The organism is Corynebacterium xerosis NBRC 16721 = ATCC 373, assembly GCF_001552415.1.
GTDB classification, from domain to species: Bacteria; Actinomycetota; Actinomycetes; order Mycobacteriales; family Mycobacteriaceae; genus Corynebacterium; species Corynebacterium xerosis.
In genome coordinates, this window is record NZ_BCRD01000002.1 from 300,292 (window position 1) to 312,430 (window position 12,139).

At 70.4% G+C, this 12,139-nt stretch carries 7 protein-coding genes and 1 pseudogene; 7 read left to right on the forward strand and 1 reads right to left on the reverse strand.

All coding sequences use genetic code 11. The annotated features are described in order from the left end of the window. Positions 1 to 201 precede the first annotated feature (201 nt). From CX1_RS04260 to rpmA, 3 genes are all read left to right on the forward strand, one after another. Positions 202 to 4,488 (forward strand): translation initiation factor IF-2 N-terminal domain-containing protein, encoded by a 4,287-nt coding sequence (locus CX1_RS04260; RefSeq protein ID WP_060925318.1) that lies wholly within the window; start codon positions 202 to 204, stop codon positions 4,486 to 4,488. Between the two features lie 397 nt (positions 4,489 to 4,885). Then, positions 4,886 to 5,194: a 50S ribosomal protein L21 gene (rplU, locus tag CX1_RS04265; RefSeq protein WP_046650490.1), complete on the forward strand. Its 309-nt coding sequence runs from the start codon at positions 4,886 to 4,888 to the stop codon at positions 5,192 to 5,194. A gap of 34 nt (positions 5,195 to 5,228) precedes the next feature. Next, positions 5,229 to 5,495 (forward strand): 50S ribosomal protein L27, encoded by a 267-nt coding sequence (gene rpmA, locus CX1_RS04270; protein WP_046650489.1) that lies wholly within the window; start codon positions 5,229 to 5,231, stop codon positions 5,493 to 5,495. Between the two features lie 946 nt (positions 5,496 to 6,441). Here rpmA and CX1_RS12875 read toward each other — a convergent pair. After that, a pseudogene (locus tag CX1_RS12875) lies at positions 6,442 to 8,205 on the reverse strand (RecQ family ATP-dependent DNA helicase); the annotation flags it as partial. Between the two features lie 405 nt (positions 8,206 to 8,610). On the opposite strand from CX1_RS12875, the gene obgE reads away from it, so the two are divergent. The 4 genes from obgE (at position 8,611) to CX1_RS12505 (ending at position 12,018) form a co-directional block, all read left to right on the forward strand. Then, complete coding sequence (gene obgE, locus CX1_RS04285; protein ID WP_046651409.1) at positions 8,611 to 10,119, forward strand: GTPase ObgE; 1,509 nt, start codon at positions 8,611 to 8,613, stop codon at positions 10,117 to 10,119. Between the two features lie 138 nt (positions 10,120 to 10,257). Further along, a complete protein-coding gene (proB, locus tag CX1_RS04290) occupies positions 10,258 to 11,385 on the forward strand; it encodes a glutamate 5-kinase (RefSeq protein ID WP_046651408.1) in 1,128 nt (375 codons plus the stop codon). A gap of 264 nt (positions 11,386 to 11,649) precedes the next feature. Beyond that, a complete protein-coding gene (locus CX1_RS12780; RefSeq protein ID WP_060925320.1) occupies positions 11,650 to 11,862 on the forward strand; it encodes a sortase domain-containing protein in 213 nt (70 codons plus the stop codon). Next, on the forward strand, positions 11,863 to 12,018 hold the full coding sequence (locus CX1_RS12505; protein WP_046651407.1) for a hypothetical protein: 156 nt from the start codon (positions 11,863 to 11,865) through the stop codon (positions 12,016 to 12,018). Positions 12,019 to 12,139: the final 121 nt, after the last annotated feature.

Genomic DNA, 12,139 nt, shown 5'->3' on the forward strand with positions numbered 1-12,139 from the left:
CGGGGGCGGCGCGTGTGCGACAATGGGGCGCGTACGCCGCGTTCGCTCCGCGATTGAATGGAACGACGTTGACCGCAGAACGCCGCGTATGACAACCGACTTAAGAAAAACGACGATCGCCGCCTCGGCGGCCCCCGGATCTGCGCGAAGTTTCCGCAGGTCGGCGCGTGGGCCCGGCGGCTTCAAGGAGAACCGCATATCGTGCTGAATTTCAGCGACAACACCGTGTCGAATGCCCGTGATTTCGATCGCGCATCGGCTCCGGACAGGATGCGCGTGCATGCCCTGGCGAAGGCCGTGGGCGTCACGTCGAAGGAATTGATCGCCGCGCTCGGGGAATTGGGCGTGTCCGTGAAGTCGGCGTCGTCGACCGTGGTCGCCGCCGATCGGGATCGTTTCCTCGATGCCGTTGCCGGGCAGGGGAAGCGTGACGACGTCCCGGCGGCCGCCGTCGAGACGGCCGGTGAGAAGGAGAAGGCCGGGGAGCCGACGGGCGCGGCCAAGAACGAGTCCGCCAAGAAGTCCACGAAGCGCACGGCCAAGCGCACCGCCGGCAAGAAGGCTGCCCCTGCGAAGAAGGCCGATGACGTCGACGTCGCCGAGACCATCGTCGCCGAGGCCCCCGACGTTCCCGAGACCCCCGAGGTCGCCGAGACCGCCGGGACCACCGCCGCGACTGAGCCCACCGCGAAGACCACCGCGAAGGGCGAGGGCGACGACGCGGAGCCGAAGAAGGCCACCCGCCGTTCGCGTTCGCGTCGCGCCGTCAAGCGGACCGTGTCCAAGGCCGCAGCGCCCGCGAAGAAGGCCGATGACGTCGACGTCGCCGAGCCCATCGCGGAGGCCGCCGCCGATACCTCGGCCGGCACGTCCTCCGATCTCACCGAGGACGATCCCCTCGTCGAGGTCGTCCCGCCGATCACCCCGCCGCCGGCGGAGCCGACGTTCGCCATCCCGGTGTTCATGGCCCCCGAGCCGGTGACCGTGGTCTCCGCCGACACCTCCGACGCATCGGCCGACGCCATCGCCGAAGCGGTGGACGACTCCGCCGACGACCACGACGATCACGACAACGACGCCGATTCCGACGGCGACCGCACCGGCGGCGGCCGCGGCTCCGACGACCAGGGTTCCCGTGAGCCGCGCCCGCGCCGCCGCCGTCGCGGCCGTGGCCGTGGCCGCGGTGCCCAGGACGGTTCGGGCGACGGCTCGGGCAATGGTGATGGCGGGGACGCGTCCGACGCCAAGTCCGGTTCCGGGTCGGATTCGGGCAACGGCGATCGAGGCGTCGCCAAGCACGACGACCGCAACCAGCCGGCCAAGCAGGACCGCAACACCGACGCCGCCCAGGACGATGACGAGCCCGAGGTGGCGGTCGTCGACGAGCCGGTGGCCATCAAGGGCTCGACCCGCCTGGAGGCCCAGCGCCGCCGCCGCGCCGATCGCCGCGCGGAGTCCCGCAAGCGCCACGTGATCTCCGAGGCCGAGTTCCTGGCCCGCCGCGAGTCCGTCGAGCGCACGATGGTGGTGCGTGAGCGCCGCCGCCACGACGGCAACGGCATGGTCACGCAGGTCGGCGTGCTGGAGGACGATCTGCTGGTGGAGCACTTCGTCACCTCGGACACGCAGACGTCGATCATCGGCGACATCTACCTCGGCCGCGTGCAGAACGTGCTGCCGAGCATGGAGGCCGCGTTCATCGACATCGGCACCGACCGCAACGGCGTGCTGTACTCGGCGGACGTCAACTGGCGGGCCTTCGGGTCGTCCGGGCGTTCGCGGCGCATCGAGCATGCGCTCAAGGCCGGCGATCAGGTGCTGGTGCAGGCGACGAAGGATCCGCTGGGCCACAAGGGCGCCCGCCTGTCCATGCAGATTTCGTTGGCCGGCCGGTTCCTGGTCTACGTCCCCGGCGGCCACAGCGCCGGCATTTCGCGCAAGCTGCCGGAGCCGGAGCGCAAGCGTTTGAAGGAGATCCTCAAGGAGGTCACGCCGTCGGGGTCGGGCACGATCATCCGCACCGCCGCGGAGGGCGTGTCCAAGGACGCCATCGAGGCCGACGTGCAGCGCCTCGAGGGACTGTGGCAGGACATCGACAAGCGTGCCGGTGAGGCGAAGGCCCGCAAGGGCGCCAAGCCGGAGACGATGTACGAAGAGCCGAACATGTTGATCAAGGTCGTCCGCGACTTGTTCAACGAGGATTTCTCGCGCCTGGTCGTCGAGGGCGACAAGGCGTGGGGCATCGTGCGCTCCTACGTCGACGAGGTCGCGCCGGATCTGGCCGACCGTCTGCAGCGCTACCGTCCGGAGCAGCACGGCGGCGAGGACGTCTTCGCCCACCACCGCATCGACGAGCAGCTGGCGAAGGCGCTGGACCGCAAGGTGTGGCTGCCGTCGGGCGGCACGCTGATCATCGAGCGCACCGAGGCCATGACCGTCGTCGACGTCAACACCGGCAAGTTCACCGGTGCCGGCGGCAACCTGGAGGAGACGGTCACCCGCAACAACCTCGAGGCCGCGGAGGAGATCGTCCGCCAGATGCGCCTGCGCGACTTGGGCGGGATGATCGTCGTCGACTTCATCGACATGGTTCTGCCGGAGAATCAGGATCTGGTGCTGCGCCGCCTGAAGGAGGCACTGGGCCGGGATCGCACGCGCCATGAGGTGTCGGAGGTGACGTCGCTGGGTCTGGTCCAGATGACGCGCAAGCGTCTGGGCACGGGTCTGCTGGAGACGTTCTCCACCACGTGTGAGGCCTGCGATGGCCGCGGGCTCGTCATCCACGTCGATCCGGTCGATCACGAGCATGAGCCGCAGCGCGGCCGTCCGCGTGGCCGCCGTACCCAGGCACCGCCGAAGCACCCGGTCGCCGAGGCGATGCGCCGCGGCGATCACGATGATGATCACAAGGACGACCACAAGCACGGCCACGAGGACGATCACCGGTCGGATCAGTCGGCGTCGACGAAGGATTTCGCCGACGAGCAGGGCACGAATACCCGGCTTGACGACGGCTCGCGTGGTGCCGGTTCCGGCGATCGCGAGCAGTCCGGCGGCCGGTCCCGCCGTCGTGGGCGCCGGGGTTCGCGTCGTGGCGGCGAGGGCCGCAGTGGCGACGAGCAGCGCCGCGACGATCAGCGCAGCGATGATCGGAACCGTGACGACCAGCGCGGTGACGACCAGCGTCGTGATGAGCGACGTCGTGATGACCGGAACCGTGACGACCGCCGCGATCACGACGCCGCCGATGAGCCGATGTCGGCCGAGGACCGCGCCGTCGATGAGTCGGTGAACCGCGCCGAGGCCGAGGAGTCGCGTCCGCCGCGCCGCCGTGGCCGTCGCCGTGCATCGTCGCGGCCGGGCTCCGATGAGGGCCAGCGCCGTGGCGCGGATGAGCGCTCCACGGAGGATTCCGGCGAGCGTCGTCGTGAAGCGTCCCGTGGCAACCGCGAGGAGCACGCCGACGTCGGGGACGCCCTGGCTCGCGTGGCCGCCAACGCGGTGGCCGAGGCGCGCGACAAGGATCCGGACGAGCCGTCGGACGACCGCTACGTGTCGCGTTCGGCGCGCCGCCGTCGCCGTCGCCGCGTGGTGCACGCCGGGCAGGCGACGCAGGACGAGGCCGGCCGCGAGGATTCGGGCCGCGAGGATTCGGGCCGGGAAGAATCGGACCGGGAGGACTCGGGCCGGAAGGATGCGGGGCGTGGTAACCGTGGCTCGGGCCGGGAGCAGCGCACCGAGGTGTCGGACACGCCGGACCGCACCGTTTCCGTCGAGTCGAAGCCGGTGAAGGGCGCCGACGAGGCACCCGCCGAGCCGGGGACGTACGAGGAGGCGCTGGCGGCGTTCGAGAAGTCGCCGCGCCGCAATCGCCCGACGCGCGGCCGATCGCGCTCGGATCATGCGCCGAAGCCGGAGGACTTCGGTCAGCCGGCGTCCGATGCGAAGGGTTCGAACGAGAAGAGTTCTGACCAGAAGGGCAGTGACGAGAAGGGCACTGACCAGAAGAACGCTGATCGGAAGGGCTCCGGGCAGAAGAGCTCCGACGACAAGAATTCCGGCAGGAAGCGCTCCGCCAAGAAGACCGCGGCGCCGAAGAACTCCGGTGGCAAGGACGACGCCCCGGCGATGCCCGCGGATGCGCCGAAGGCGACCCCGGAGAAGGCGGCTGCATCCGATTCCGCGGCTTCCACCTCGTCCGCCTCGTTTTCGGGCGAGTCGGAGCGTCCGGCCCGCCGCCGTGGCCGCCGCCGCGCGGTGCGCCGCGTGACCTCGCAGGCCGGTGCCGAATCCGGTGCCGCCGATTCGGGCCAGTCGGACAAGTCCGCAGCGAAGAAGAACGCGCCGAAGAAGGCGGCGTCCAAGAAGGCGCAGTCTTCGGCACCGAAGGGCGAAGGTGCGGACGGAAGCGTCGCAAAGCAGGACGACGCCGGCCAGAAGCCCCGCCGGGGACGCCGACGCGCCGTCCGCAGGGTCTCGCGCGGATAGCCGAACCACCCGGAACCGGTGGCCCTGCGATGACCGAAACGGCCCCCGACCCCGCGATCACCGTCGCGGGGGAGGGGGCCGTTTCCCATGCCCGCGTGTTAACGCTGTGGCGCATGTGGTTGGCGTAGAATCCGACATGGCCGACGATGCCCGGAACTTCGGGGAGTGCCGGGGTTGTGGGCATGGCGCGGTTTGTCATTTGCGGGGGCGATTCGCTAGTCTTGACCAGTCGCTGTTCAGAGGCGTATCGGGCATGCCCGAATCGAGCCCTTGCCGGGTGCGCGCGGATACCCGCGACAACGAGCCATGAGGCCCGCCGCTGAACGCAGAAGAAACTGTCCACGTCGAGGGATTTGCGTCCCTCGAGTCGAGTAAACGAAAAAGGGGTAGCCCTCCTATGTACGCGATCGTCAAGACCGGCGGCAAGCAGTACAAGGTTGCCGAAGGTGACCTCGTCAAGGTCGAGAAGATCGAGGGTGAGCCGGGTTCCACCGTGGCTCTCACCCCGGTTCTGCTCGTCGACGGCTCCGACGTCACCTCCGACGCCGAGAAGCTTGCCAAGATCACCGTGAACGCCGAGATCGTCGAGGCCGCCAAGGGCCCGAAGATCCGCGGCATGCACTACAAGAACAAGACCGGCTACAAGCGTCGCTTCGGTCACCGTCAGCCGCTGACGGTCCTGAAGATCACCGGCGTTTCCAAGTAAGCCACCGAAACAAGCTTTTCCTTAAGGAGGAATCATGGCTTCCAAGAAGGGTGCATCCAGCACCAGCAACGGCCGCGACTCCGAGGCCAAGCGCCTCGGCGTGAAGCGTTTCGGCGGCCAGCAGGTCAAGGCCGGCGAGATCCTGGTCCGCCAGCGCGGCACCTCGTTCCACCCCGGTGAGAACGTTGGCCGTGGCGGCGACGACACGCTCTTCGCCCTGAAGGCCGGCGCCGTCCAGTTCGGCACCAAGCGCAACAAGCGCACCGTCAACATCGTCGAGGCCGAGACCGCCGAGGCGTAAGCTTCCCGGTCCGCCGCGCGCGATTCGTCGCGTCGGCGCCCACGACACCGGCAGCGCCGCACTTCCCCTTGGGAGGTGCGGCGCTTTCGCGTGCGCGGGGTCCGGGGCGGGTGTGGGCGTGGGGCCGGGGCGAGGGCCCGGCGGTGGGCTGCATATTCGACGAGATCGTGTTCCAGGAGCCGTATCGCGATCTCCTGGTTCGGGTGGGCTGCGCATTCGACGAGATCGTGTTCCAGGGGCCGTATCGTGATCTCGTGGTTCCGGTGGGCGGGGGTTCTTCGCTTTGCGGCTGCACGCTCGCGGGGTCGGCGCCGACGCTGAACTAACCGCGCGCGGCCAGCGCCAGGGGCAGGACGTCGCGGCCGGTGGCCGAAGCCAGCGCGGCGGCGGCCAGCGTGATCGACCAGCCGGTGTCGATGCAGTCGGTGACCAACAGGATCGGTCCGTCGCCGAGCTCGATGTCCCCGATCGCCGCCCAATCCCACCGGTCGGCGAGCCCCGCCACGCGGTAGGCGGAGTTCTGTGCGTCGACCGGGCGGGACCCGTCGCGAACCGGGAGCACGCCGCCGAAGGCCATGCGCCCGATGTCGGACACGGCGATGGCGCAGGCGACGACCATCTCGTCGAGTGCCGAACCATGCGCCGGGGACCCGGCTTCGAGAGCTGCGCCCGCCGAGGCATCGACGACGGCATGCGTCACCAACGCCACCACGGTGTCGGGCCGCACGTCCCAGTCCCAGCCGGCGAGCACCTCGACCACGCTGCGCAGCGTCCGGTCCTGCTTCCATCGGGAGGCGTCGGGGCGCCACGACGCGTCGGCGAGCAGCTGCGTCAGCGCCGGGCCGCGGGCGATGTCGTTGAGACGGCCCAGGGCCCGGCCTTCGCTGATGCCGTGGATCTTGCCCTTCAGCGGCACCCGCAGCCCCGTCGCCCCGAGCGTCGCCCCGGCGCGCCCGTGCCCGTGGCCGCCGGCCATCAGGCGGTCCAGCCCCGTCGGCCATTGCTTGCGAGCGGGGATGCGCACGCCGGGTTCGGTCAGCCGCGCCCGCACCACGTCATCGACGCTCGCGTCGACGTCGGGGGACAGGTCGCGACCGGTGCAGTTGTCGCAGCGCCCGCACGGGCCAGTCGCCGTCGGGTCGTCGAGCTGGCGGCGCAGGAACAACATGCGGCACGCGTCGGGCTCGGGGGAGCGGTTGCTTGACGACGCCCCCGCACCTCCCGCAGCCGCGCCATCTCCGGGCCCGCCGTTCGTACCTGCGGCATCTTCGGTCGTGCCGCCCGCCGCCGCGCCGTCACCGAGCCGCTCGTAGGCGATCATCGCGTTCTGCTCGGCCTTGCGCGCCTCGGCCAGACCGCCGTAGCGGGCGGCGTCGTACTCCCACGGCGCGCCGGTGGCGACCCAGCCGCCCCGCACGCGGCGCACGGCCCCATCGACGTCGAGGACCTTGAGCACCTGATCCAACCGGGACCTCGACAGATCCACCGCCGTCTCCAGCCGGGCGGTGGAGGCGGGCTGGTCACCGTAGGTCTCCAGCTCCGCGAGCAACGACCGCACCACGTCCTCCGCCGGGAAAGACAGCGAGGCGAAGTATTCCCAGATGTCGCGGTCCTCCGCACCCGGCAACAGCACGACCTCCGCCCGGTCGGTGCCGCGGCCGGCACGGCCGATCTGCTGGTAATACGAGATCGGCGACCCCGGCGCGCCCATGTGCACCACGAACCCCAGGTCGGGCTTGTCGAAGCCCATCCCCAGCGCCGACGTGGCCACCAGCGCCTTGACCTCGTTGTCCAGCAGCGCCGCCTCCAGCCGCTCACGTTCGGCGGCATCGGTGCGCCCGGTGTACGCGGCGACCTCGTAACCTGCGGCGGTCAGCGCCTCCGCCAGATCCTCCGCGGCCGCCACCGTCAGGCAATAGATGATGCCCGACCCCGGCAGCTCCCGCAGATGCGACGCCAGCCACGCCGGCCGCTTCGTCGTATCCCGCAGCCGCACCACGTTGAGCCTCAGCGATTCGCGGTCCAGGCCGCCGCGCAGCACCCCGGTGCCGTCGCCGAGCTGGGAGCGCACGTCCTCGACCACGCGGTCGTTGGCCGTCGCCGTCGTCGCCAGCACCGGCACGCCCGCCCCGAGCCCGGCCAGCAGGTCGCGGATGCGCCGGTAGTCGGGCCGGAAGTCATGCCCCCAGTCGGAAATGCAATGAGCCTCGTCGACGACGACCATGCCCGCCGCCCGCGCCAGCGACGGCAGCACGTCGTCGCGGAACTGCGGGTTGTTCAGGCGCTCGGGCGACACCAGCAGCACATCGACCTCGCCGCCGGCGACGCGCCGCTGGATGTCGTCCCATTCCGTCATGTTGGCGCTGTTGACGGTCTCCGCCCGGATGCCCGCCCGCCGCGCCGCCGCCACCTGGTTGCGCATCAGCGCCAGCAGCGGCGAAATGATCACGCTGGCCCCGCGCCCGCGCCTGCGCAGCAGCTTCGCCGCGATGAAATACACCGCCGACTTGCCCCAGCCGGTGCGCTGCACCACCAGCAGCCGCTCGCGCCGGTTGACCAGCGCGTCGATCGCCGTCCACTGGTCGTCGCGCAGCGACGTCCCCGGCCCGGCGAGCCCCTGCAACAGCTCATCGGCCTCCGCGCGCGTCGCGGGCCCGAGGGCCCCGTCGGTCGAGGGAGATGTGGGCTGGGTCTGATCACCGGCGGTCATGCCCCCACTTAAGCACGGCACCCGGATTCGCCCGTTCGAACGCTTCGCGCCCCGCTCGGCGACGTCCCCGCGCCCCCGCCGAAACGGCCCCCACACGACGGACGGCGGGGCCGTGGGCGTCGCAAAGCAAAGGTGGGGGAGGTGATTCGGACGCCGAAGTGATCTGCATCGCAGGTCGCGGGCGACGTTGAACTTCTCACGATCCACCCCGGATCATTCGGGTTGGCGGCCCGATTGTGCGACAATCATGGGTTATGCGGGGGTCCGATCAGTCGGGCCCGGCTTTCGCGTGCCCGGAATCGGCGTCGCATTGGCACCGGAAACAGCCCCGAAACGACGCGGAATCCATGATGGACGCCGCACGGACGAGGCCCCCGTCCACAGCACTCCCAGGAATGAGGCCCCATGTCACGGTTCATCGATCGCGTCGTCCTGCACCTGCAGGCGGGCGACGGCGGCCACGGCTGCAGTTCCGTCCTGCGCGAAAAGTTCAAGCCCCTCGGCGGGCCCGACGGCGGCAACGGAGGGCACGGCGGCGACATCGTGCTCGAAGTTTCGCCCCAGGTCCACACGCTGATGGACTTCCACTTCCACCCGCACATCAAGGCCGAAAAGGGCCGTCCCGGCGCCGGCGACCACCGCAACGGCGCCCGCGGGCAGGACCTGATCCTGGAGGTGCCGGAAGGCACGGTCGTCATGACCACCGACGGCGAGGTCCTGGCCGACCTCACCGGCAAGGGCACCCGCTTCGTCGCGGCCGAGGGCGGCTACGGCGGCCTGGGCAACGCGGCGCTGGCGTCGCGCGCCCGCAAGGCCCCCGGCTTCGCCCTGCTCGGCGAGCCGGGCGAGGAGAAGGACCTCGTCCTCGAACTGAAGTCGATGGCCGACGTCGGCCTGGTGGGCTTCCCGTCCGCCGGCAAGTCCTCGCTGGTCTCCGCCCTGTCGGCGGCCAAGCCGAAGATCGGCGACTACCCGTTCACCACGCTTCAGCCGAACCTGGGCGTGGTCAACGTCGGTCACGAGTCCTTCACCATCGCCGATGTTCCGGGCCTGATCCCCGGCGCGTCCGAGGGCCGCGGCCTGGGCCTGGACTTCCTGCGCCACATCGAGCGGTGCGCCGTCCTGGCCCACGTGGTCGACTGCGCGACCTACGAGTCCGACCGCAACCCCGTCGATGACATCAAGGCGCTGGAGCACGAGCTTGCCAACTACGAGTCCGAGCTCGCCGGCGACATCGGCCTGGGCGACCTGGCCGAGCGGCCCCGCGTGATCGTGCTGAACAAGCTCGACGTGCCCGAGGCCAAGGAGATGGCCGAGTTCATGCGCGAGGAACTCGAGGAGTTCGGCTGGCCGATCTTCGGCATCTCCACCGCCACGCGCGAGGGCCTGAAGGAACTGACCTACGGCCTGTCCGAGGCCGTGGCCACGTACCGCAAGGACAACCCCGCGAAGAAGGAAGAGAAGCCCGCGGTCATCGTGCCCAAGGCCGTCGGCCGCCGCGGCCGCCCCCAGGAGTTCGAGATCGAGCGCGATCCCGAGGACCCGGACGGATTCGTCGTCGTCGGCCGCAAGCCGCGCCGCTGGATCATGCAGACGGACTTCGAAAACGACGAGGCCGTCGGCTTCCTGGGCGACCGCCTGGCCAAGTTGGGCGTCGAGGAGGCGCTGGCCAAGGCCGGCGCGACCCCGGGCTGCCCGGTGACCATCGGCGACATCACCTTCGAATGGCACCCGCAGACCGCCGCCGGCATCGACGACTTCGTGCCGTCGGGCCGCGGCACCGACCAGCGCCTGGAGACGACCGACCGCGTTTCCGCCGAAGAGCGCAAGCGCGCCTCGCAGGCCCGTCGCGGCCTGATCGACGAGTTCGATTTCGGCGACGGCGAGCAGGCCGAGCGCGAGCGCTACCAGTAATCCCCGGCCATCCCGGCCATCCCGGCCATCCCGGTCGGCCCGGTCAGCCTGACCGGGCGGATCGACCGGATCGGCCGGGACGACCGGAACAACCCGAATAACCAGCAAGCCCCCGAAGACGAAGAAACGAAAGGGCCCATGAACCCGCCTTACTCCAGCTCCACCCGCGACAGCATCCGCGATGCGAAGAGGATCGTGGTGAAGATCGGGTCATCCTCCCTGACCGGCCCGGATGGCCGCACGGACCCCGCGAAGATCGACGAGATCGCCGAAGCGCTGGAAAAGCGCATGGCCAAGGGCAGCGACCTGATCCTGGTGTCCTCCGGCGCCGTGGCCTCGGGCATGGGCCCGCTGGGTCTGTCGACCCGCCCGACCGACCTGGCCACCAAGCAGGCGGCCGCGGCCGTCGGCCAGGTGCGCCTGGCCCAGGAATGGTCGCGCTCGTTCGCCCGTTTCGGCCGGACCACCGGGCAGGTGCTGCTGACGTCGGCCGACGCCGGCGACCGCCCGCGCGCCCGCAACGCCCAGCGCACCATCGACCGCCTGCGCCAGCTCCACGCCATCCCGATCGTCAACGAGAATGACACGGTGGCCACGTCGGAGATGCGCTTCGGCGACAACGACCGCCTGGCGGCGCTGGTGTCGCACCTGGCGTTCTGCGACGCGCTGGTGCTGCTGTCCGACGTCGAGGGCCTGTTCGACCGCAACCCCTCCGAGCCGGGCGCGCAGTTCGTGCCGGAGGTGTGGAGCGGCAACGACCTCAAGGGCGTCATCGCCGGCGACGGCGGAAAGCTGGGCACCGGCGGCATGGCGTCGAAGGTCTCGGCGGCCCGCCTGGCCTCGCGCGGCGGCGTGCCGGTGCTGCTGACGTCGACGGAGAACATCGACGCGGCCCTCGATCAGGCCGACGTGGGCACCGCCTTCGCGCCGAAGGAGGACCGCCTGTCCGCGTGGCAGTTCTGGGTCCTCTACGCCGCCGACGCCACGGGCGTGCTGCGCCTGGACGCCGGTGCCGTGCAGGCGGTCACCGAGCACCGCCGCTCGCTGCTGCCGGTCGGCCTGACCAGCATCGACGGTGAGTTCTCGGCGGGCGACATCGTGGACATCGTCGGCCCGAACGGCGAGATCGTCGGCCGCGGCGAGGTCGCCTACGACTCCGACGAACTGGCAGGCATGGTCGGCCGCACCACCGCGGAGCTGCCTGATGGCATGCAGAAGCCGGTGATCCACGCCGACTACCTGTCGGGCTACGCCTCCCGCGCGTGAGCGCCCGCTGAGGGATTTTTGCGTTCGCGGGGCATAGTCGGGGCATGGCGTCCCGCATCGCAGGGACTCTTGGCGAACTGCTGATCACGTTCGGCGTGATCATCGCGTTGTTCGTCTTCTATCGGCTCTGTTAAACGGGCGTGTCCAGTGGCAAGGCCCAGGTCCAGGCCGCCGACGCCCTGCGATCGCAGTGGAACGCCGCCGCCCCGGCCGACCCGGCGCCGGCCGAACCCGGCGCCCCGCCGGATCCGACGATCGGCGGTCATGGCGGGGGCCTTCGATTGCGTGCCGGAGGGCACCATCGTCCCGGGCGTGCCCGGCCGGCACATCGTCACCCCGGACCGGTCGGAGGTGGTCACGCCGCAAGGCGAGGCGAGCATGGTCACCTTCACCACCTGCCATCCGCAGTGGGCGAACACGCACCGGTTGATCGTCCACGGCGCCCTGGCGGGCGTCGAAGCGAAGGAGACGGCGTAGATGTACGGACCCCTGTGGGGCGTTCTGCCCGGCCCCGCGTGGCTTAAGACCATCGTCGTGCTGCTGGTGCTTGTCGGCCTGTTCTTCCTGCTCATGGAAGTCGTCTTCCCGTGGGTGGAGACCATGATGCCGTGGACGGACGTCTCCGTCGCTTAGCCGTACGTTTTCGGTCGCCGGTGGCCCGGGCGGTTGTGCTTTACGACGGCCCGGCCGGCACGCGGTGAAACGTGGTGCCGTGGGCGTCGTGAAGCATGGTGACTTGAAGCCCACCCCGGGG